Raw genomic sequence first — 22,636 nt, forward strand, 5'->3', positions numbered from 1 at the left:
GGAGGGCCCCTCCCCGGGCCGGGCCGCTCGTCCCGGGCTCAGACCCGCACCGGGACGCACAGCAGCGCCGCCGGACCCGGCCTGCTCCCCAGCCGGGTGGTGAACGCGATCCCCGCGGCGTACTCGCCGCCCGCGCACTGTCCCTTGAGGTGCCCGACGGCGAAGTCGCCCCCGGTGCCGTCGGCCGGGCGGTCGTCGTTCCGGTCGAACCGGACGGTACGGCCCGTGCGCCCCAGGGGGACGCGGGCGGGCGCGCACAGTGCCGCCGACACCCGGTCGCCCCGCCGGCTGTGGCCGATGAGGAACTCACCCGCGGGACACTGGAGTTTGGTGTAGCCGCCCGCCCAGTCACCCCCCGCGGGCACGTGGCGTTCGTCGGTGACGACCGTCCGGGCGTCGCCGGCGGCCCGCAGGTCGCCCGTCGTCACGTCGGTGCACAGGGCGCGCCCGCCGGTGTGGCTGAGGCCGGTCAGACGCAGGCCGTCGGGACAGACGGCCTTGCGGGCCCCCGGGTCCCAGTCGCCGGCCGCCCGTTCCCGCAGCGACTGCACGGCGTCGGCGTGGTCGGTGGTGAGCATGCGCCAGGCGGGCACCGGCGCGACGGGTCCCGTGCGGCTCGCGGCGGTCATGAGGCGGTTCCAGGCGGCGGCACGCCAGTCGCCCGGGTCGAGGATGCCGTACCGCCGTCCCGCCGTGTCGTAGCGCAGCAGGGCCCAGTCGTCGTGGCCCTCCCAGCCGACCAGGGGCCAGTAGGCGAAGTCGGCGTCCCGGTCGGCGAACTGGTCGGTGACGTTGTCGAACCAGGTGCGGGCGGCGGTGCCCGTCTCCCCGGCCCCGACGCCGAACTCGCTGATCCACACCGGTGCCGTGTGGTGCCGTCCCTCCGTGGTCACGAAGAAGGCCTGGTCGGTGAGGACCTGGTACAGCTGCTCACGGGTCAGGTCCTGGTAGCGGGCGTCGTGGGTCTCGCCGATGCCGGTGGCGCCGCTGTGGCGGGGGCCGGTGTAGCCGTAGAAGTGGGCCGAGTAGACCAGTTTGCGGGCGTCCACCAGGGTGTGCGAGAGCGCCCGGACGGGGGCGAGCGTGGGCCGGTCGTGGGGCAGCCCGTCGACGGGCAGGCCGGTCCAGTTGATGCCCTCGACCACGACGAGGAGATCGGGGTTGGCCTCGGTGAGGATGCGGTCCGCGGCGAGCTGCGCCGCGGCGTGCCAGTCGTGGGCGTCGCCCAGGCCCCAGTTGGGGTCGTCGAAGACGTCCCGGCGCACCTCGTTGTAGAGGTCCGCGCCCACGACCCGGGGGTCGGCGGCGTAGCGGCGGGCCATGAGGACCCAGTCGTCGGCCCACTGCCGGGTGGACCGGCCGCTGTTCCAGCGTTCGTTGCCGTCGACGCCGCAGCACCAACGGGAGGTGTTGGTGTGGTTGTTGAGGACGACCGCGAACCCGTCCCCGGTGAGGGCGGCCACGACCGCGTCGAAGACCTGGAGCGGTGTCCTGCCGCGCAGGTGCGGATTGGCCGCGACGGCGGAGTCCGGGACGGGCGCGGTGGCACGGATCATCGCGTTGGAGAACGGCAGCCGGACGCTGTTGATGCCGAGCGCGTGGAAGTCGGCGAGCAGGGCGGACAGCGGGGCGCGGTCCAGGCCGAGGGGGATGTCGTGGGAGTCCTGCCCGGCGTGATGGTCGGTGCCGCTGCCCGTCCACGAGCCCTGCGCGCCGTCCCAGTTGGCCGACTTCAGACGGAAGCGCCGGCCCTCGGCGTCGACGACGTACCGGCCGCGGGTGGACAGCGGTGGCCGCCAGGTGTCGGCGGTCGAGACGGCCGAGGTGGTCGAGACGGTCGGGCGGGGCCGGGTTTCGGAGGCGGCGGAGGCGGTCGTCGTGGTGGGGGCGATGGTGAGCAGGGCGACCGCCGTCGACATTGTTGTCAGGTGCTTGACAAATTTGAGGGTCGGCATCAGGACCTCCGTGGCGGGGGAGGGGAGCCGGCGACCGGCGGCTGTCACCTTATGGCGGAACGCCGGCCGGGTCGACCCTGATGTCGGCCATGCCGTCGCTGTGGCTGTGGCTGCGACTGTGGTCGTAGGGGTGGGCGCAGTCGTGGCCGCGGTCGCAGGAGTGGTTCCGCAGGGCCGGGCGAGAGGGCGGTCGGTATCCGCCGGTGGTGAACCCGGTGGTGAAGTTTGCCCCGACTTCCCCAGGAAATAAGCCAGTTGGGCATCGGGTCGGGTGCCGCCGGGACGGGCGGGCCGACCGGTCCGCCGCCCCGCGGACGACCGGACCCCGCAAGGGCCGCGCTCCGGATCGCCCCGGAAGGGAGGAGCGTCGTGCCGCAGTCCGACGACGAGTGCCCGGCCGTCCTCGAGGGACGGCTCCCGCCCGGCGGCGCCCGGCCCGTACGGCCTCGCCCGCGCCGTCGTACCGGGGCCCGGTGGACGCTGGCCGTCGGGGTCGCCGCCCTGGTCACCGGCGTCGCCCTGGCCGAGGGCCTGCTCATCGCCACGGGCCTGGTCCTGGCCGGTGTCGGCGTGCAGCTGTTCGACGCGCCGAAGGCGCCGGACGCACCGCACGCACCGCACTCACCGAACATACCGGACACACCGGGCACGCCGAGCGGGCGCCCGGACCGTCCCGCCGGCTGACGGACCCTGCCCGAGCCTCCGGGTGCGACCGGGCGAGGACGGAGGACACGACCGCGACGCCGTCCCGGCACGGAGGCACCGATGACGCAGGAGGTGCCGACGACGCGGGGCGCCGACGCCGCAGAACGCGCCGACGCCGCCGGGGCGCCGGTGGTGCCGGGCGCCGAGCCGCCCTCGCGCCGGACGACGACCTCGCAGGAGCCGTCGCCGTCCCCGACCGCCCCGGGGAGCGGCGGGCGGCGGGTGCGGCTGCCCGGGCCGCGCACCCGCCGGCCGACCGGTTCTCCCGTCAGTCCACCGGCCAGGTGTGCACCGGGGCGTTGAGATGCATGTAGTCGATGTACTGCCGCGTCATGCGCCGCAGTGCCTCGTCGCGGCCCACACCGGGGGAGGTGGCCAGATGGTGGAACGTCTCCTTCTGCCAGACCGCTCCGTTACGGGCCGTGACGCACCGCTGCTCGACGACGCCGAGCAGGGGCTCCCGCCAGGCCGCGTCCATCCCGCTCAGCTCCAGGCCCCGGTGCGCCAGCGGCAGCAGCCGACGCAGGACCAGCTCGGGCACCGGGACCTCGCCCATCCCCGGCCAGTACAGGGCCGCCTCGATGCCGTGCCGGGCCGCCGTGTGCAGGTTCTCCTCGGCGGCCGCGAAGGACATCCGGGACCACACCGGCCGTTCCTCCTCCACCAGGGCACGGGTCAGGCCGTAGTAGAAGGCGCCGTTGGCCAGGGTGTCGGCGACGGTCGGGCCGGCGGGCAGCACCCGGTTCTCCACCCTGACGTGCGGGACGCCGTCGGCGACGGCGTAGACCGGCCGGTTCCAGCGGTAGATGGTGCCGTTGTGCAGGGTCAGCTCGGCCAGCTCGGGGACGTCGCCGCGCTCCAGGGTCTCCGTCGGGTCCTGCTCGTCGCACAGCGGCAGGAGCGCGGGGAAGTAGCGCAGGTTCTCCTCGAACAGGTCGAAGACGCTGGTGATCCACCGCTCCCCGAACCACACCCGGGGCCGTACCCCCTGCGCCTTGATCTCCTGCGGACGGGTGTCGGTGGCCTGCTCGAACAGGGGGATCCGGGTCTCGTGCCACAGTTCCCTGCCGAACAGGAACGGCGCGTTGGCGGCCAGCCCGATCTGCACGCCGGCGATCGCCTGCGCCGCGTTCCAGTACGCGGGGAACTCCTCCGGGGGGACCTGGAGGTGGAACTGGGTGCTGGTGCACGCGGCCTCCGGGGTGATCGTGTCCGCGTACGTGCGCAGCCGGTCGACGCCGTCCACCTCGATGCGCAGGTCCTCGCCCCGTGCCGCGAACACCTGGTCGTTGAGCAGGTGGTAGCGGGGATTCTCCGACAGCGCGGACTCACCGATGTGCTCCTGGCGCAGCGTCGGCAGGATGCCGACCATGATCAGCCGTGCGCCGACCGACCTGGCACGCTCGTCGGCGTGGTTCAGGGCGGCGCGGATCTCGGACTCCCACGCGTCGGGGCCGCCCTCCGTCAGGCGGCGCGGCGGCACGTTGATCTCGAGGTTGAACCGGCCCAGCTCGGTGTCCCAGGCCGGGTCCGCGATCGCCTCCAGCACGTCGTTGTTGCGCATCGCCGGCTCGGCCGCGTCGTCGACCAGGTTCAGCTCGACCTCCAGCCCGACCCGGGGACGCTCGGACGCGAACCGGTCCTCGCGCAGCATCTGGGCGAACGCGTCGAGGCACTCCTGCATCTTGATCCGGTACCGGCGCCGGTCCTCGCGCGTGAAGACCATCGCCGGGACGTCCCGCCCCATGGGGCCTCCCGGGGTCCGGCTCTGTCTCGGACAGCTCTCCGTCCAGCGTCGCACCCCCGGGCGCCCCCGACCACGCGAGCCGGGCGCCGGCCGCGGTGTCAGCTCCAGCCGAAGCGGCGGTCCACGACCGCCGCGAACTCCTCCAGACTGAGCAGCGCGTCCCCGTTCTGGTCGGCGGCGTCGAACAGGGCGGAAGAGGCGTCGGCGTCCCCCAGCGCCCAGGACGGCAGATCGCCGGAGGCGGCCAGGGTGGGCCCCTTCGTGCGCAGCGCGGTGATCACCTCCTCGCGGGTCAGCGTCCCGTCCCCGTCGAGGTCGAGTGCCTCGAACAGCTTGCGTGCCTTGTCGCTCATGCTGGTCCCCCGTCGTTCACGATGTCTGCCGGTCCCGGCTCCCGACCTGACGCCCGGCCCGGGGCCCTCGGTTCCGGTTCCCGGTGGCCGGCGGGCGGGAAGGCCCCGGCCCGCTCCCGTACGGCGATGCGCGCGCTCCCGTCCGGGTCCCCGCCGCCGGCGCCGCGGCGGGTCACGGCTTGCGGGCGAGGCCCCCGTGCTCGGCGATGACCTCCGGCGCGGTCGCGGAGGGCTCCGGGCGCCACAGGGGCACGGAGACCACGCCGGGCTCGATCAGCTCCAGCCCGTCGAAGAACGAGGTGATCTCCTCGACCGTCCGCAGGTTGTACGGCACGGCGCCGCTGGCGTTGTAGGAGTCCTGGGCCGCCTCGAAGACGGGGTCGACACCCCGGGAGCCGTCGTTGATCGAGAGGTAGCTGCCCGACGGCAGGGCCCCCATGAGCCGGGTCACCAGCTCGCGCCCCTGGTCGCGGTCGGCGACGTGACCGAGGATGTTGCTCAGGATGAGGGCGGTGGGCCGGCCGAGGTCCAGCGTCTCGGCCGCCGCCGCCAGGATGCGGTCCGGGTCGAGGACGTCGGCGTCGATGTAGGCGGTCGCGCCCTCGGGGGTGGAGTAGAGCAGGGCGCGGGCGTGCGCCAGGACCATCGGGTCGTTGTCGACGTAGACGATCCGCGACTCGGGGGCGATCCGCTGGGCGACCTCGTGAGTGTTGTCGGCGGTCGGCAGGCCGGTGCCGATGTCCAGGAACTGCCGGATGCCCGCCTCGGACACCAGATAGGCGATGTTGCGGCGCAGGAAGGCCCGGCTGCTGCGGGCGATGGTGACGATGCCGGGGAAGACGGCGGTGTAGGCGTCGCCGGCCTCCTCGTCCACGGGGTAGTTGTCCTTGCCGCCGAGCCAGTAGTTCCAGATCCGGGCCGAGTGCGGCACCGAGGTGTCGATCTTCTGGTGCGCCGGCGATCCGGGCGTCGTCGCTGAGTCGCTCATGGGGGGTGTCCGTCTTTCAGCCGAGGCGTGCAGGTTCCACCGCACAACGTACGTCCCAACGGCCACGGCGCGCACACCAGTTCACCTCTTCGAACGGCCATGCCCCGGCCCCCGCCGCGCGGAGGGCGGGCCCGCCCCGCGCGGCCCGGTCGCCTCGCCCCGCCCCGCTCGGTCCGCGCCGCTCCGTCCGCCTCCCGCCGCCGCATCGGGTCGGTCGTCCCGGACCCTTGACCCACACCCCGTCAGTGGCGATTCTCGTCGCAACTCTTGCGCGGTCATGACAATTTCGTGGGCGCCCCCGGACCCCGGCGCCCACCGGCCCGTCACCGTGGTCGGCCGAGCGGCGCCGGCAGCTCACCGAGGCGGCGATCCGCGGGACGTGCCCCGCGGGGCTCCGCCGAGGACGCCCCCGGCCGGCGCGGCCCGCGGATCGCCGCGCCCCGGTTCCGTGATCACCGGCGCCGTCATCGAGACGATCCGGCCTCCCGGCCGTATCTGGGGGCACGTGGGGCCGTGCATCCCCGGCCCCGCCGTCGATCCAGCCGAGCCAGTCGATCCAAGGGAACCCGCCTCATGAACGCAACCGCCGCCATCGGTGTCACCGGTCTCGGTGTGATGGGCCGCAACCTCGCGCGCAACTTCGCCCGCAACGGGTACACCGTCGCCGTCCACAACCGCACCGCCGGCCGCACCCGCGCGCTCGTCGAGGAGTTCGGCCACGAGGGCGCGTTCGTCGCGGCGGGGACGGCGCGCGAGTTCGTCGCCGCGCTCGAACGCCCCCGCCGGCTGATGATCATGGTGCAGGCGGGCGCCGTCACGGACGCCGTCATCGACGAGTTCGCCCCGCTCCTGGAGCCCGGCGACATGATCATCGACGGGGGCAACGCCCACTTCGCCGACACCCGCCGCCGCGAGGAGGCCCTGCGCGCACGGGGCCTCCACTTCGTCGGCACCGGCGTCTCCGGCGGCGAGGAGGGCGCCCTGAACGGGCCGTCGATCATGGTCGGCGGCTCGGCCGAGTCGTACGACGTGCTCGGGCCGATGTTCGAGGCGGTCAGCGCGCGGGTGGGCGGCGAGCCCTGCGCGGCGCACGTCGGCACCGACGGCGCCGGGCACTTCGTCAAGATGGTCCACAACGGCATCGAGTACGCCGACATGCAGCTCATCGCGGAGGCCTACGACCTGCTGCGCCAGGTCGCCGGGTACACCCCGGCCGAGATCTCGGACATCTTCCGCGCCTGGAACCAGGGGCGGCTCGGCTCCTACCTCGTCGAGATCACCGCGGAGGTCCTCGCCCACACCGACGAGGCCACGGGGGCGCCGTTCGTCGACGTCGTGACCGACGCGGCCGGGCAGAAGGGCACCGGCCGCTGGACCGTGCAGACCGCCCTCGACCTCGGCTCGCCGGTCACCGCCATCGCCCAGGCCACCTTCGCCCGTGCCGCCTCCGGCCAGGCCGACCTGCGCGCCGCGTACGCCGGGCTCCCCGGCGGCACCGCCCCCGCGATCAGCCGCACGGAGGCGGCGCGCTTCGCCTCGCAGGTGGAGCACGCCCTGTACGCCTCCAAGGTCATCGCCTACGACCAGGGCTGGAAGATGATCCAGGACGCGGCGGGCGAGTACGGCTGGAAGATCGACCTCGGCGCGGTCGCCCGCATCTGGCGCGGCGGCTGCATCATCCGGGCCTCGTTCCTGGACCGCATCCGTGCCGCGTACGCCGCCGACCCCGAACTGGTCAGCCTGCTCGGGGAGATGGAGTTCGCGATGGAGATCACCGACGCCCAGGTGCCCTGGCGCGAGACGGTGGCCTCCGCGGCCCGCCGGGGCATCCCGGTCCCCGCGTTCTCCGCGGCCCTCGCGCACTACGACACCCTGCGTGCCGGCCGGCTGCCGGCGGCCCTGCTCCAGGGCCAGCGCGACTACTTCGGCGCGCACACCTACGGCCGTACCGACCGCCCCGGCGCCTTCCACACGCACTGGGCCGAGCCCGGCCGCCCGGAGACGGTCTCGGGCTGAGCCGCACGCCGGGTCCGGCCCGGCCCGCGGGGCCCGACCCGGCGGCAGGGCGGACCCGGTGGCAGGGCCTGACCCGGCGGCAGGCCTGACCCGGCGGCCGGGCGGACCGGGCCGGACGCGCCGTTCAGGCGCGCGGCGCCGGGAAGGTCGGGTACTCGACGCCCGACACGTGCTGGACGACGCGGACGACCTGGCAGGAGTAGCCGAACTCGTTGTCGTACCAGAGGTAGAGGATCGCGTTGTCGCCCTCCACCTTCAGGGCGCCGGCGTCGACGATCGAGGCGTGGCGCGAGCCGATGAAGTCGCTGGAGACCGCGTCGGGGGCGCTGATGAAGTCGATCTGGCGCTTCAGCGGCGAGGTCAGGGAGACGTCCCGCAGGTGGTCGAGGACCTCCTCACGGCCGGCCTCGCGGGCCAGCTGGAGGTTGAGGATCGCGATCGACACGTCCGGCACCGGCACCCGGATCGAGCTGCCGGTGATCCGCGCGTCGAGGTCGGGCAGCGCCTTGGCGACCGCGGAGGCGGCGCCCGTCTCGGTGATCACCATGTTGAGCGGCGCGGAGCGGCCCCGGCGGTCGGACTTGTGGTAGTTGTCCAGCAGGTTCTGGTCGTTGGTGAACGAGTGGACGGTCTCCACGTGGCCGCGCAGCACGCCGTACTCGTCCGCCATCGCCTTCAGCGGCGGGACGATCGCGTTGGTGGTGCAGGACGCGCAGGACAGGATCCGCTCGTCCGGCTCGACCGTGTCGTGGTTGACGCCGTGCACGATGTTGGGGACGTCGCCCTTGCCGGGCGCGGTCAGCACGACCTTGTCGATGCCGGGACGCAGGTGGTTCGACAGCCCCTCGCGGTCGCGCCACTTGCCGGTGTTGTCGATCAGGATGGCGTCGGTGATGCCGTACGCCGTGTAGTCGACCTGGCTCGGGTCGTCGGCGTAGATCACCTTGATCTCGTTGCCGTTGGCGACGATGGTGCTGTTGTCCTCGTCGACGGTGATGGTGCCCTGGAACTGGCCGTGCACGGAGTCGCGGCGCAGCAGCGACGCCCGCTTGACGAGGTCCTGCTCGCCGCCCCCGCGCACCACGACGGCGCGCAGCCGCAGGCCGTTGCCGGACCCGGACTTCTCGATGAGCAGGCGGGCGACGAGACGGCCGATGCGGCCGAAGCCGTACAGCACGACGTCGCGCGGCTCCCGGCGCTCGATCTTGTGGGCGCCGGTGGCGCCGGCGACGGCCTCGGCGGTGAACTCCGGCACCGACAGACCGTGGTCGTCCGCCCGGTAGTGCTCGGCGAGCAGGCCGATGTCGATCTGGGACGGGCCGAGGTCGAGCGCGGTGAGGGCCTGCAGGAACGGCAGGGTCTCGGTGACCGAGAGTTCCTCGCCGGCGATCTGCCGGGCGAAGCGGTGGGTCTTGAGGATGCTCACCACCGACTTGTTCACCAGGGAGCGGCTGTGCAGCAGGACGGTCACGTCCCGCTCCCGGTGGAGTCTGCCGATCATCGGGATCATCGACTCCGCGATCTCCTCGCGGTGCTTCCAGTTGGTGAACGAGTCGTCGTTGACAGTCACAGGATTCTCTTTCGAGCTAGGTGGCGCTCATATGCTAACCACCCCCTCCTTCGATCATTCAAGCGGCCCCCCGCTCAGGTGTGCACGGATCGCCGGAGGCGCCCCGAGGCCTGTTCTCCGGGGCCCGGGCCGTGCCTCCACCTGCCGGACCGCGCCTTCCCCCGGCCCGGAGCCCCGCCCTCCGACACCCCGCACCCCGCCCTCCGGCACCCGGTCCGGCCGGGGCCGCCGTGCGTCACCGAAATGCGCGGCCTCTCTTGGTGCGGAAGGGGAGATACCCGCTCAGGCTGCCCGTAGGCTTGGCCCCGAGTCACGGCGGTGAGGTCAGGCGCAGCCCCGTGGCTGATCACGGAGGGAGTGCTGTGTCGAATCCTCGGCTGGGGGAGCAGCTCTTGGCCGACGGCCCGGCCCGGGCCGCCCGGCCCGGTCCCGCCGCGGGCCGCGGCGCGCAGACGCACCGGGGCGGCACGGACCACCCCGTGCTGACGGAGGTGCTGCGGCAACTGCGGGAGCGGGAGTCGCACACCACCGAACCGGTGATCGCGTACTACGAGGACAGTCCCTGAGGTGAGTCACGGTCCCCGAGGGGGAGCGGCGGCCGCGCCCGGCACGCACGCGTCGGCGCCGTGGCCGCACCGGCTGCTGGACGTGCCCGCCCTCCGGCGCGCGGGCACCGCGCCGGTCCCCTTCCACCAGTTCGTGCTCAAGCTGCACAGCCGCTGCAACCTGCTGTGCAGCTACTGCTACGTCTACACGGCGGCCGACACCAGCTGGCGCCGGCGCCCGGCCCGCGTCACCGAGTCCGTCCTGCTGCGCAGCGCCGAACGCATCGGCGAGCACGTGGCGGCCCACGGCCTGACCCGGATCCGCGTGGAACTCCACGGCGGGGAGCCGCTCCTCGGCGGAGCGGACACGGCGCTGAGACAGGCCGCCGAGGTGCGCGCCGCCGTCGGCGCCGTCACCGGCACGGGCTGCGAGGTGCAGATCGGCGTCCAGACCAACGGCACCCTCCTCACCGCCGACGTCGTCCGGCGGCTCGCGGCCGGCGGCATCCGGGTCGGCGTCAGCCTCGACGGCGGCCGCGCCGGACACAACAAACGGCGCGTGGACCACGCCGGCCGCCCCTCCTGGGACGCCGCCACCCGCGGCCTCGCCGTTCTCGCCCGCCACCCCGAGGCGTACGCCGGCCTCCTGTGCACCATCGATCTGGACCTCGACCCCGTCGAGGTCTACGACTCCCTGCTGGAGTTCCGCCCGGCCGCCCTCGACCTGCTCCTCCCGCACGCCAACTGGACCGCGCCCCCGCCGGGCAGGGGACCCTCCAGCGCGGGCTCGGCCCCGTACGGCGAATGGCTCGCCCAGGCCTTCGACCGCTGGTTCGACGGAGGCAGGTACCGCACCAGGATCCGGCTGTTCACCGAGATCATCGGGCTGCTCCTCGGCTTCTCCAGCAGTGCCGAGGCCGTCGGCCTCTCCCCGGTCGCCGCCGTTCTCGTGGAGACCGACGGGGACATCGAACAGGTGGACTCGCTCAAAGCCGCCTACCAGGACGCCCCCTCGACCGGCATGGACGTCTTCCGCAACAGCTTCGACGACGTCCTGGAGCATCCCGGCATCGCCGCACGGCAGTTGGGCGCCGACGCGCTCTCCGGCACCTGCCGCCGCTGCCCCCTGGTCCGTGTCTGCGGAGGCGGCCACTACGCCCACCGCTACCGGTCCGGCAGCGGATTCCGCAATCCTTCCGTGTACTGCGCCGACCTGGACGCGCTGATCCGGCACATCGCCCGCAGGCTCGAAGGAGTTCTGGCGGTCGGTCCCCTGTTGCCCGATTGAAGCCGTTCTGATTGCAGCGGAGTTGAAGCCGCGTCAAAATCTTGCCGTGAGCACAGTCGGGGGAACGACGGTGGTGGACGACGTCTGGCGCGCCCAGAGCGTCTGGTCGCGGGCGGCGGACCGCAGCAGGAGGGACATCGGACGCGCGCGGACGGCGACGCTGTGCGCCTCGGTCGCCGCCGGCGTGCTGGGTGTCGCCGCCTCCCAGCTCATGGGCCCGTCCGTCGTGCTGGGCCGCATCTGCTCCTTCCTCGCCCTGCTCGCCGCCGGCGCCGCGCCCCTCGCCGCCCGGGGCGCCGCCCCCGACCGGTTACGGGAGTGGACCCGGCTGCGCTCGGTCTCCGAGGAACTCAAGAGCCAGGTCTACGTCTACCTGGCACAGCTCGCCCCCTACCGGCGGCCGGACCGGGACGCCGAACTCCAGCGCCGCAGCGACGAGGTGCGGGCGCGGGCGGCCGATCTCTCCACCGCAATCCGCGGCATCCGTCCGGCCGGCCGCCCGCTGCCACCGGTCACCGGCCCGGCCGGCTACGTCTCGGGCCGGCTGCGCGGCCAACTCGACGGCTACTACCGGCCGAAGGCCGACGAGATGGCCCGCCGGGCCCGGCGCGTCGAGCGCTGCGGCGTGGCCCTCGCCGCACTCTCCGTGCTCCTCGGCGCGGTGGCCGGCGCCTTCGCCGCCGAACAGGCGGCGGCCTGGATCCCCGTCGTCGCCGCGGTCTCGGCGTCGGTCGTCTCCCACGGGGCGTCCGCGCGCTACGTCGCCCTGGAGATCGAGTACAGCACGACCGCGGACGAGCTGGACCGCATCCTGCGGTGGTGGGAGCGGCTCTCCCCGGCCACCGACGCGGAGGCCGACCGGCTCGCCGAGCGCACCGAACACGTCGTCTCGGTACAGAACGAGGGCTGGATGGCCAAGTGGACAGCGGACTGAAAGCGGGTCAAGGGTGGTCAAGGTGTTCATCAGCCACAGCACCAGCGGGGATCCGCAGACCGCGGAGTTGAGGGACGCCCTGGCCCGCGGTCTGGAGGGCCTCAACTACCACGTACTGCTGGACGTCCGGATCAGGAGGCCCGGCCGGCCCTGGCAGCTCAAACTGGCCCAGTTCCTGGGGGAGTGCGACGCCGCGCTCGTCCTGGTGAACGCGGACGCGCTCGGTTCCTCCTGGGTGCGCCGCGAGACCAACATCCTGCACTGGCGCAAGACCCTCCACCCGGAGATGGTGGTGATCACCGTCCTCGTCGACGTCACCGCCGGTACCCTGGCCGCCTCCGACCTGCGCTACCTGGCCGGCGACGACGTGGAGCGGACCACCGACGGCTCGCCCGCCCAGGAGGCCACGCGGCTCCTCGCGCTCTTCCCGGAGATCCAGGCCGCCGACGACGCCGTCAGCAAGTGGCTGTCCAACATCGGCGTCCAGCTCAGCCACATCCAGGACCCCTCGGTCTTCGGCCGGATGGCGGTCGCCCTCGGCCTGCCCGCGGAGGAGCACGACGCGGTGACCGCCGGATTCGGCCACCTGCTGCTGGCCTCGCAGATGCTGGACACCCACAACATCGAACGGCTCGCCAACACCGTGGCGGAGGCCTGGATGGGCGGCCTGGAGGACGGCCGCGCCCGCCGGCTCGCGGACATGGTCCTCCCGGTCTGGATCGACCGCGACGAGGCCCGGCGCATCGTGCGCGAGACGGACGGCTCCACCCGCCGGGTCGTCATCCTCAACGTCCACAGCCCGCAGATCGGCGAGCAGTACCTGGCGCGCGCCTTCTGCGTCGACGCCACCAGCTACTTCACGGCATCGGCCACCGGGTTCTCGCCGGGCGTGGAAGACCTGGAGGGGGCCCTGCGCGACCAGTGCGAGGGGGCGGTGAAGTACTACGTCGGCCTCGACCGGGACGACGTGCTCGACCACCCCGACGAACCCACCGAGTCCGGCCGGTTCTACCTGGTCGTCGACGCCCGCAAGTGCGACCTGACGATGGTCCACCGGGTCGTCTCCCAGCTCCAGGAGAAGGTGCTCTGGCTGCACGTCCTGGTGATTCCCGGCCGGGGCCCGGACGCGCGGGGGAGCTGGCCCGGTGACCCCGGCGAAGTGCTGGTTCTCGACCCACCGTTCGGGGAGAAGCATGAGACTCTGGTCAGGGGAGTCACACGGCGCTTGATCGACCGTCTGAACTCGGTTCACAGGGGGACATGGTGACAGGCAATCGGATCCCCGGGGAGCGGCCGGCCGGCGCGGCGGCCGACGTCGAATGGCTCGACACGCCCGACCGCAGCGACGGGCGCGTGTACGTCATGCCGGACGACCTCCGCTTCGCGGTGCGCGTCGCCCTCGTCACCCGGCGGCCCCTGCTCCTGCGCGGCATGCCGGGCTCCGGCAAGTCCTCCCTCGCGCTCTACATCGCGACCCGGATGAACTGGCGCTACTACGAACACGTCGTCACCTACCGCACACAACCCCGCGACCTGCTGTGGAGCTTCGACAGCGTGCGACGGCTCGCCGACGCGCAGGTCGCCGTCCGCCGCGGCCGCACCCCCGACGACGCCAGCTACGTCGAACCGGGCGTCCTGTGGTGGGCCCTGGCCCCCCGCTCGGCGCGCAGGCGCGGCCGGCCGGAGGGCAGCGGCGTCGTCGATCCCTGCCCGGACCCCTTCGAGGAGGTGAACGCCGCCCGCAGGCCGGACCGGGCCGTCGTCCTCATCGACGAGATCGACAAGGCGGACCCCGACGTCCCCAACAGCCTTCTGGTACCGCTCGGTTCCCACCGGTTCACGGTGGCCGAGATCGGCCGCGAGATCCGCACCGAGCGTCCGGAGGAGACGGCCGGCGAGCCCTTCGAGGGGGAGCCCTCGCGGGGCGGTCCCCCGGAGGGGGATCTCCCGGCGGGAGACTCCCCGGAGGGGGAGTTCCCGGTCGGGGCGGACGACGAGCGCGGCGCCCGGCACCTCGTCGTCCTGACCACCAACGAGGAACGCGAACTGCCCCAGGCACTGCTGCGCCGCTGTGTCGTCCATGTCCTTCCCGAGCACGACCGCGCCATGCTGGTCCGCATCGCCGAGGAGCACATGGCCCTGTGGCCGGGCGGTGTCACGGACGCCGACCGCGACCTCGCGGACGCGGTCGCGGGCGAACTCATGAAGGTCCGCCAGCACGCCGACAAACAGGGCGTGCGCCGTCCCAGCACCGCCGAGTACCTCGACGCCCTCCTGGCCTGCCGCTCCCTCGGCATCCGTCCCGGCGACCGCGAGTGGCAACTCCTCACCAGGAACGTCCTCATCAAGCCCCAGCAGATGGCGGGAGACCGCGCGTGACGCGCGACCCCGGCCCGCCGGACGAGCGGCGGGGGAGCGGCACCGCGGGGCCGGTGCCGCCCGGCCCGCCCGGCAGGGCCACCGTCGGCTTCTCGTCCCCCGGCTTCTCGTCCCCGGACTTCCCGCCCACCGGTTCCCCGCCCACCGGTTCCCCACCGCCCGGTTCCCCGTCCCCCGGCCCGCACCGGGTGATCGGGGAGGCCTGGCTCGGGGACGTCGCGCGGGCCGCCCGGGCGCTGGGGGCGCGCACCGCGGAGGACTTCGCCCGGATCGCCGGCCTGCTGGGCGTGGGCGGCGGGGCGGCCGACGCGGAGCTCCCGCCGCGGCCCGAGGAGGGGCGCGGCGATCCCGCCCGGGAGGCGACCGCCCGGGAGGCGCCCGAGCGCCGCCCCCGGGACCAGGAACCCCCGCCGCTCTTCCAGCGCCGCCCCGCCACCGCCGGCACGAGCACCGTGACCGTCCTGGTGCCCGTCGAGCGCCGGCCGCACCGCCCCGCCCGCTGGACGACCGACCCCATGGCCCGCCCGCGCGGCCGGGACGAGGCACCGGTCCGGCCGCCGCACCTGCCGCTGCTCGCGCCCCGCTCCACCGCCGCCCTGCTCACCGTCCTGCTGGCCAGGATCACCCGCGACGGCGAACTCGACGTCGAGCGGGCCACCGAGCACCTCGCCCAGGCCCGCCCCCTGACCGCCATCCCCCGGCTGCCCCTGCCCACCCTGCGCTACGGCGTGCAGATCCTCGCCGACGGCTCCAGCGCCATGGAACCCTTCGCCCGCGACGTCGACGACGTGATCGGCCACGTCCGGGCCCTGGCCGGCGTCGCGGGCACCCAGGTGCTGCGCTTCGCCGACGTACCCCTGCGCGGCGCCGGACCCGGCCGGCGGACGACCTGGCAGCGCCCGTACCGGCCGCCGCGGCCCGGCGTGCGGGTGCTGATCCTGTCCGACCTCGGCGCCGGGGGCTCCGCGGTGAACCCCTGGCGGGCCACCGAGCAGGAGTGGCGGACCACCATCACCGCCATCCACCAGCGCGGCTGCGAACCCGTCGCCCTGGTGCCGCTGCCCGAACGGCTCTGGCCGGACTGGGCGCGCGGGCTGCTGCCGATGGTCGCCTGGGACCGCGGCACCACCGTCGGCAAGGCGCTGGGAGCCCGGCGGTGAGCCTCGCGTCCGGCGCCGGGCGCGAACTGGCGGTGCTGCTCAGCGTCGCGGCCCGGATCGAGCCGGAGCTGATGCGGGCCGTCCGGCTGCGCGCGGCCCGCGATCTGGACGTCGCGGCCGAGGTCGACCTCTGGTTCGGCGACCTGGTCGAACAGCGCGGCTTCGGGTTCGTCGTCCTGGACACCGGCCTGCTCCAGGACCTGCGCGCGGAACTGGGCGTCCGGCTGCGCCGGGCCGCCGAGGACGACCCGATCCACCACCTCTGGCCCACCTTCCAGGAGGTGCGCGCCGGTCAGAGCCCCGCCCTGGTCGCCCAGGAGAGCGCGACCTGGCAGGCGGTGAACGGCGGGCCGGACGCCGACCGGCGGATCGAGGAGTCCCTCCAGCCCGCCCTGCGCGCCCTCGTCGAGGAGGACGACCGCGAGGGCATCGCCCGCTGGTTCCTGGGCGCCTGGTACACCCTGCCCGAACAGGTGCAGCGCTCCACGACCGCCTGGCAGCTGCTCACCCTGTCCGCGGTCAGACTGGCCGAGACCCCGCCCAGCAGCCCCCGCCCGCCCCGCCTGACCCTCGCCGACGTCTCGGTGATCGCCGAGGGACTGCCCCAGGTGCCGCTGTACCTGCGGTGGGCCGAGCCCCGGCTGCTGGTGGGCGACGGCGACCTGGGCCCGGACACCTTCGCGATCACCGTGCCGGACACCGACCCGCGGGTCGTGGAACTGGTCACCGCCTCCTCGGTCCGCACCGTCCTCATCAAACGGGGCTCCTCCGTGGAGGAGTGGGTGGGCCCGGAGAGCGGCTGGCTCAGCACCGCCGACGGGGCGATGTACCTGCTGCCCGCCCCGGCGGCCACCCGGCCCCACCCGGTGTCCGTGACCCGCCCGGACGACCCGGAGGAGCCGGCCGAAACGGGCGGCACCGAGACCGAGTCCCCGCCGCCCGCGGGCCACATCAGCATCTGCTACGCCGGCGAGAGCCGCTCCTGGGCCATGTGGACGGCCCGCCAGCTGGAGCGGGCCGGCTGCACCACCACCCTGCTGCGCTGGGACACCGCGTCCCGCACCCCCACCGAGTCCCTCGGCGCCCTGCTCGCCGCGCCCGGACAGGTCCTCCTGCTCGTCAACGAACGGGCCCTGCGCCCCGACCTGCACGGCGACCAGGCCTGGGCCGAGGCCTTCCGGATGATCGTGGGCCCGCACCGGGACCGCTTCGCGGCCGTCGTCCTCACCACCGCCCCGCTGCCCGAGGGCACCGACCTGCTGCGCCCGGTGGACGTCGGCGGACTCGACGAGGAGGAGGCCCGGCGCACGGTCCTGGCACGGCTCGGCATCCCGCCCGGCGCCCCACCGGACCGTCCCGACGGCCCGCGCTTCCCCAACGAGCCCGCCCAGGTCCGCGACGCCCCCCGGCGCAACGGCTACTTCACCGGCCGCAAGGACGACCTGGAGGAACTCTCCGAGCTGCTCGCCGAGTCCGGTCCCGGAGGCGCGCGCGTGGTCCTGCACGGCATTCCGGGGGTCGGCAAGAGCCAGCTCGCCACCGAGTACGCCCACCGCTACGGCGACGCCTACGACGTCGTGTGGTGGATCCAGGCCTCCCAGCGCGGCACCGCGCGCGAGGAGTTCGCCGCCCTCGCGGCCCACCTCGAACTGGCGGCGGGCCGCGACTCCGGCGAGCGCATCCGCGCCGTGCACGTCGCCCTGCGCGAACGCACCGCGCCCCGCCGGCGCTGGCTGCTGATCTTCGACGGCGCGGACGAGGTCGACACCATCCGCGACCTCATCCCGGAGGGCCGCGGCGACGTGATCATCACGAGTCTCACCCGGGACTGGGTCAGCCTGCTGGCGTTCCAGGAGTACACCGTCCGGCCCTTCACCCGGAACGAGAGCGTCGCCTTCATCCGCCGCCGCGTGGCCCGCGCCACCGCCGTCGAGGCCGAGCAGCTCGCCGAGGCCGCCCAGGACCTGCCCCTGGTGCTCGCCCAGACCACCGCCTGGCTGATCGCCAACCGGACCGAGCCGGTCTCCGAGTACCTCGACGCCCTCCGGAGCCAGTCACCGGAGGAGCTGCGGGTGGTCACCGAGGAGGACTACCCGCACGGCTTCGTGGTGTCCTGGGCGCACTTCCTCAACGCCCTGCGCCGGCGCAACCCGGAGGCCGCCGAACTCATCGAACTGATGGCGATGTTCTCCCCGGACACGATCCCCCTCCAGCTCATCGCGGCCGCCCCCACCGGCGTCTTCCCGCCCGGCAGCCTCGCCGCGACGGTGTCCGACTCGACCCGCTGGCAGACCGCCCTCGGCGAACTCGCCCACCTCACCGCCATCCACCTCACCCACACCCAGGACCCCTCCCTCGAGTACGGCGTCGAGTCGGCCTGGATGCACCGCCTCTACCACCGCTTCATCCGCGGCAACCTCGACGCCCGCACCCGCGCGACGCTCTCCGCCACCGCCTGCGGCATCCTCGCCGCCGCCAGACCCCGGCGCACCACGAACCCGCGCGAGTGGCCCCTGTACGCCCGTCTCATCCCGCACCTGGACACCGCCGGCGCCCTCGAACGCGACGAACCCGACGTGCGCGCCCTGCTGCTGGACTGCATCGACAACCTCCGGGTGCGCGGCGAGTACGACACCGGGCTGCGCCTGTGCCAGCAGGCGGTCGCGCACTGGCGGTCGCGGTACTCCGGCACCGACCCGGACATGCTGACCCTGGAGCACCAGCACGCCAACCTGCTGCGCCGCATGGGCCGTTACCGCGACGCGGAGGCCTTCGGAACGCAGACGGTCGACCTGCTGGCACAGGTCCGCCGGCCCGACGACCCCGAACTGCTGCGCGCCAAGGACGGCCTGGGCGGCACCCTGATGGCCCTGGGCCGCTTCCACCGGGCCCGCGACCTCTTCGAGGAGGTGTGGCACGGGTACACGGCCCGCGGGGGGCACCAGGACAAGCACGCCCTGGAGGCCAAGAGCAACATGGCCCTCACCCTCGGCCTGCTCGGACGTTACCGGGAAGCCCTCGACCTGCACCGCGAGTTGTTCGAACTGCGCAGCCACCGCCTCGGCGGCGACCACTTCGCCACCCTGTACTCGGGACTCCACATGGCGTGGATGACCCGCCTGCTCGGCCGCTACGGCGACGCGCTGGCCCTCCAGGAGCTCAACGCCCGCGTGCACAGCCGCACCCTGGGCCCGCTGCACCCCCAGACCCTGCGCGCCGAGCACAACCTCGCCCAGTGCCTGCGCCGGGACGGCCGGGTGGACGACGCCGCCTCGCTCTTCACCAGCGTCCTCAAGCGCTCCGAACAGGCCCAGGGCGAACTCCACCCGGAGACCCTGATGATGGCGGCCGACCGGGCCACCCTGATCCGCGCCGACAGCCCCCGCGAGGCCCACGAGCTGGCCCGCACGGTCTACGACCGCTACCTGCGCCTGCTGGGCCCCGACCACCCCTACACGGCGGGCTCGCTGAGCAACGTGGCGCTGGCCCGGTGGGCCGAGGGCGACGGACAGCCCGACGCGGAGGGGCTCGCCCTGACCGCCTGGCGGCTGATGGTCCGCGCGGTCGGCGACGAGCACCCCTGGACCCTCGGCTGCCGGCTCAACCTCACGGCGATGCTCGTCCGGGCCGGCCGGGCCGACACCGCGCTCGACCACGACACCGAGCTGGCCGCCACGGCCGTACGGCAGGTCGGGGCCCGGCATCCGCTGACCCTCGCCGCCGAGACGGCCCGCGCCCACGACCTGCGGGAGCTGGGCCGTGCCGACGAGGCGGAGGCCCTGCGACGGGAGACCGTCGCCCTGCTCCGCGACACCCTGGGGGCCCGGCATCCGCACACCAGGTCGGCGGAGGAACTGCACAGGCCCCACTGGGACTTCGAACCACAGCCCATCTGAACCTGCAGGGGCGGGAGAACAACCGTATGGGAAACGACAGCCTGCCGGGCGGCGAGCACGTCACCGTCAGTTACGCCGGGTTCAACCGGCCGTGGGCCTCCTGGATCGTGCACCGGCTGCGCGCCCGCGGCTTGCGCGCCACGGCGGTGCGCTGGGACCCGCGGGTGGACGTGCCGTTCGAGGAGGAGTTCCGCGCCCTCCTCGCCGTCGAGGGCCGCATCCTGCTGGTGCTCGACAACTGGTACTTCAAGCTCGGCCCCATAGCCGAGGAGGACTGGCAGCGCGCCCTGTCCGAGCTGGTGCCGCCGGACGCCGGCCGGATCGCGGCGGTCTCGCTCGCCACCCAGGAGATGCCGGCCTCCGTCGCCCTGCTGCACCCCGTCGACCTGCACGACCTGGACGAACACGAGGCCGTGCGACGGCTGCTGCGCCGGCTGGCGATCGACCCGGCGCGGCCGGCCGTCCCGCCGCCCGCGGACGCCCCCCGCTTCCCCAACGAGCCGCCGGAGATCCTCGACATCCCCCGCCGCAACCTGCGCTTCACCGGCCGCGACGCCGAACTGGAGCGCGTCCACGCCCTCCTGAACGGGGACGCGGCACACGGGGCGGCCGCGTCCCGGCTCGTCCTGTACGGCGTCACCGGCACGGGCAAGACGCAGATCGCCATGGAGTACGCCCACCGCTTCGGCAACGACTACGACGTCATCTGGTGGATCGACGCCACCCACCGGGCCAACGCCCGCGAGCGCCTCGCCGCGCTCGCCCCCCGCCTCGGCCTTCCCGTCGGCGAACGCATCGGCGAACGCGTCCGGGCCGTCCAGGAGGTCATGCGCTCCGACGAGAGCAGCCGACGCCGGCTGCTCGTCTTCGACGGCGCCGACGACGCGACGCAGCTCGCCGACCTGATCCCCGACGGCCACGGCCACGTCCTGCTCACGGCGACCACCGGGGCCTGGTCCGGCACCCCCGGCGTCCGCGAGGTCCACGTCCGCTCCTTCTCCCGCCCGGAGAGCGTCGCCTTCGTCCGCCGGCGCGCGCCCCGGGTCACCGCCGCCGAGGCGGACGCCCTCGCCTCGGCCGTCGAGGACCTCCCGCTGCTGCTGGCGCAGACCGCGGCCTGGCTGGCCGCCAACGACCTGCCCGTCGCGGAGTACGTCCGGCACCTGCACGGCGCCTCCGAACCCGGCATCCGGATCGAGTCCAGCTACCCCAAGGGTTTCCGGACCGCCTGGACCATCACCCTGAACACCCTGCGCGAGCGGCACCACAGGGCCGCGATGCTGCTCAGCCTCCTGGCCTTCTTCTCGCCCAACGAGATCCCGGTCCGGCTGCTCACCGGCGTCCACCACAAGGACCTCCACCCCGACCTGGACGAGCTGGTCAGGGACCCGCGCGCCTGGCACCTGGCGCTGCGCCGGCTGTCGGAGTACACGGCCGTACGCCTGGACTACCAGCAGGACCCGGCGGAGAACCCGGCCGTAGAGCAGGTCCGCATGCACCGGCTCTACCACCGGTTCCTGCGCGAGGCGCTCGGCCCGGACGAGGCGAAGCTGTACTCCGACATGGCCTGCCAGGTGCTGATCAGCGCCGACCCGCGACGGCCCGCCGACACCCGCGACTGGGGCCGCTACGCCCGCCTCATCCCGCACCTGGAGTTCGCCGGCGCCTTCGACAACCCCCGCCCGGCCATGCACGAACTGGTGCTCAACTGCGTCGAGTACCTGAGGGTGCGGGGCGAGTACCGCAGCGGGCTGAAGCTCGGCGACGAGGTGCTGGCGCACTGGCAGCGCACCCTCGAACCCTCGCACGGCGCCCTGCTGTCCCTGCAGTACAAGCGCGGCAGCATCCTGCGCCAGGCGGGGCACTACCGGGAGGCCGAGGAACTGGGGCGGACCGTGGTGCGCCGGCTCACCACCGACCGGCCCGCCGACCACCCCGACCTGCTACGGGCCAAGGACGGACTCGGCAGCACGCTCCTCGCGCTCGGCCAGTTCACCCAGGCCCACGACCTGTTCACGGAGGCGGCGGCGCGGTTCGCCGAGCAGTTCGGCACCGAGGCCCCGCCGACCCTGGCCGCCCGGCACAACCTGAGCCTCGCCCTGATGCTGCTCGGCCGCTACTCCGAGGCCCGCGAGGTGCACCGCGAGGTCCTCCAGGTGCGGCAGCGCCGGCTGCGCTCCCGCCACCCCCTCACCCTGCACTCCGGAGCCGTCTACGCCCGTCTGATCCGGCTGCTCGGCGACTACCCGGAGGCCGCCTCGCGCCTGGAGCAGATCGTCCGCACGCTGCGCCAGATCACCGACGAACGCCACCCCCAGTCGATCATGGCCGACCACCAGCTGGGCCTGTGCCGCCGTCGCGCCGGAGACTACGAGGAGGCCAGGGAACGGCTCTCCTCGGCCGCCTTCCGCGCCGCCCAGGTGCTCGGTCCCAACCACCCCGAGACCCTCGTGGCGGAGGCCGACTACGCCACCTTCCAGCGCGAGCACGGCGACCTCGGCTCGGCCGTCAAGTACGCCGAGTCCGTGGCCGAACGGTACGCCCGCCTCCTGGGCCGCCACCATCCGTACAGCATCGGCACCCGCGCCAACGCGGGCATGGCCCTCGGTCACGCGGGCGACCGCGACGCCGCCCTGCGGTACGCCGAGTCCGCGCACCGGGAGATGACCGCCGCGGTGGGCCGTGACCACCCCTGGGCGCTGGGCTGCGCCCTGAACGTGAGCGCCGCCCGCAGCCGCGCCTACGACGTGGAGGGCGCGCACGATACCAGCCACGACACCCTCGTCCGCTCGATCCGGGTGCTCGGCCCGGCCCACCCGCTCACCCTGTCGGCCAAGATGGCCCTCGCCGACGACCTGCGCGCCCTGGGCCGTGCCGCGCGGGCGGCCGGCTTCGAGCAGGACGCCGTACGGCAGCTCGCCGGCACCCTGGGCCCGGAGCATCCGCACACCCGGGACGCACGACGGCGGGTACGGCCGTACTGGGACTTCGAACCCCAGCCCCTCTGACCCCTGTCGGGCCCCGCCGTCGTGCCGCCGCCGTCCGTCCGGGGCGGCGGGCGCCCGACGACCCCGCGAAGAAGGCGACCTGACGCACAATG

The 22,636-nt window shown here is 74.0% G+C and carries 15 protein-coding genes; 10 read left to right on the forward strand and 5 right to left on the reverse strand.

Features of this window, described 5'->3' with window-relative positions:
- Positions 1-38: 38 nt before the first annotated feature.
- Positions 39-1,955: a glycoside hydrolase family 5 protein gene (locus ACZ5FU_RS33670; protein ID WP_469047731.1), complete on the reverse strand. Its 1,917-nt coding sequence runs from the start codon at positions 1,953-1,955 to the stop codon at positions 39-41.
- Positions 1,956-2,324: 369 nt separating this feature from the next.
- Between ACZ5FU_RS33670 and ACZ5FU_RS33675 the strand changes: the two genes are divergently transcribed.
- Complete coding sequence (locus ACZ5FU_RS33675; RefSeq protein WP_469047733.1) at positions 2,325-2,639, forward strand: DUF3040 domain-containing protein; 315 nt, start codon at positions 2,325-2,327, stop codon at positions 2,637-2,639.
- 289 nt (positions 2,640-2,928) lie between these two features.
- On the opposite strand, the gene ACZ5FU_RS33680 is transcribed toward ACZ5FU_RS33675, so the two are convergent.
- The 3 genes from ACZ5FU_RS33680 to ACZ5FU_RS33690 form a co-directional block, all read right to left on the reverse strand.
- The gene (locus tag ACZ5FU_RS33680; RefSeq protein WP_451528505.1) at positions 2,929-4,407 is read right to left on the reverse strand and encodes a glutamate-cysteine ligase family protein; all 1,479 of its coding nucleotides are present in this window, start codon (positions 4,405-4,407) and stop codon (positions 2,929-2,931) included.
- A 98-nt stretch (positions 4,408-4,505) separates the two neighbouring features.
- Positions 4,506-4,760, reverse strand: coding sequence for an EF-hand domain-containing protein (locus ACZ5FU_RS33685; RefSeq protein WP_451528504.1), 255 nt, complete (start codon positions 4,758-4,760; stop codon positions 4,506-4,508).
- A 172-nt stretch (positions 4,761-4,932) separates the two neighbouring features.
- Complete coding sequence (locus tag ACZ5FU_RS33690; RefSeq protein ID WP_451528503.1) at positions 4,933-5,748, reverse strand: SAM-dependent methyltransferase; 816 nt, start codon at positions 5,746-5,748, stop codon at positions 4,933-4,935.
- A 573-nt stretch (positions 5,749-6,321) separates the two neighbouring features.
- Here ACZ5FU_RS33690 and gndA point away from each other — a divergent pair.
- The gene (gndA, locus tag ACZ5FU_RS33695) at positions 6,322-7,764 is read left to right on the forward strand and encodes an NADP-dependent phosphogluconate dehydrogenase (protein WP_468839554.1); all 1,443 of its coding nucleotides are present in this window, start codon (positions 6,322-6,324) and stop codon (positions 7,762-7,764) included.
- 124 nt (positions 7,765-7,888) lie between these two features.
- On the opposite strand, the gene ACZ5FU_RS33700 is transcribed toward gndA, so the two are convergent.
- On the reverse strand, positions 7,889-9,334 hold the full coding sequence (locus ACZ5FU_RS33700; protein ID WP_451528501.1) for a glyceraldehyde-3-phosphate dehydrogenase: 1,446 nt from the start codon (positions 9,332-9,334) through the stop codon (positions 7,889-7,891).
- 362 nt (positions 9,335-9,696) lie between these two features.
- Between ACZ5FU_RS33700 and ACZ5FU_RS33705 the strand changes: the two genes are divergently transcribed.
- The 8 genes from ACZ5FU_RS33705 to fxsT (ACZ5FU_RS33740) are packed head-to-tail and all read left to right on the forward strand — an operon-like array spanning position 9,697 to position 22,544.
- Positions 9,697-9,900 (forward strand): hypothetical protein, encoded by a 204-nt coding sequence (locus tag ACZ5FU_RS33705; protein ID WP_451528500.1) that lies wholly within the window; start codon positions 9,697-9,699, stop codon positions 9,898-9,900.
- Position 9,901: 1 nt separating this feature from the next.
- Complete coding sequence (locus ACZ5FU_RS33710) at positions 9,902-11,167, forward strand: FxsB family cyclophane-forming radical SAM/SPASM peptide maturase (protein ID WP_468645363.1); 1,266 nt, start codon at positions 9,902-9,904, stop codon at positions 11,165-11,167.
- Between the two features lie 46 nt (positions 11,168-11,213).
- Positions 11,214-12,101 (forward strand): DUF4231 domain-containing protein, encoded by an 888-nt coding sequence (locus ACZ5FU_RS33715; RefSeq protein ID WP_451528498.1) that lies wholly within the window; start codon positions 11,214-11,216, stop codon positions 12,099-12,101.
- Between the two features lie 22 nt (positions 12,102-12,123).
- Positions 12,124-13,368 carry a toll/interleukin-1 receptor domain-containing protein gene (locus tag ACZ5FU_RS33720; protein WP_468645365.1) on the forward strand — a complete coding sequence of 415 codons (1,245 nt, stop codon included), beginning with the start codon at positions 12,124-12,126 and terminating at the stop codon, positions 13,366-13,368.
- On the forward strand, positions 13,362-14,480 hold the full coding sequence (locus ACZ5FU_RS33725; RefSeq protein WP_451780443.1) for an AAA family ATPase: 1,119 nt from the start codon (positions 13,362-13,364) through the stop codon (positions 14,478-14,480). Before ACZ5FU_RS33720 ends, ACZ5FU_RS33725 begins: the two co-directional genes overlap by 7 nt.
- Positions 14,477-15,640 carry a hypothetical protein gene (locus ACZ5FU_RS33730; protein ID WP_451528495.1) on the forward strand — a complete coding sequence of 388 codons (1,164 nt, stop codon included), beginning with the start codon at positions 14,477-14,479 and terminating at the stop codon, positions 15,638-15,640. Before ACZ5FU_RS33725 ends, ACZ5FU_RS33730 begins: the two co-directional genes overlap by 4 nt.
- Complete coding sequence (gene fxsT / locus ACZ5FU_RS33735; RefSeq protein ID WP_469047735.1) at positions 15,637-19,536, forward strand: FxSxx-COOH system tetratricopeptide repeat protein; 3,900 nt, start codon at positions 15,637-15,639, stop codon at positions 19,534-19,536. The genes ACZ5FU_RS33730 and fxsT (ACZ5FU_RS33735) overlap by 4 nt, the downstream gene beginning before the upstream one ends.
- Before the next feature lie 26 nt (positions 19,537-19,562).
- Positions 19,563-22,544: an FxSxx-COOH system tetratricopeptide repeat protein gene (fxsT, locus tag ACZ5FU_RS33740; protein WP_468645370.1), complete on the forward strand. Its 2,982-nt coding sequence runs from the start codon at positions 19,563-19,565 to the stop codon at positions 22,542-22,544.
- Positions 22,545-22,636: the final 92 nt, after the last annotated feature.

This window comes from Streptomyces sp. NPDC031554, from assembly GCF_055580685.1.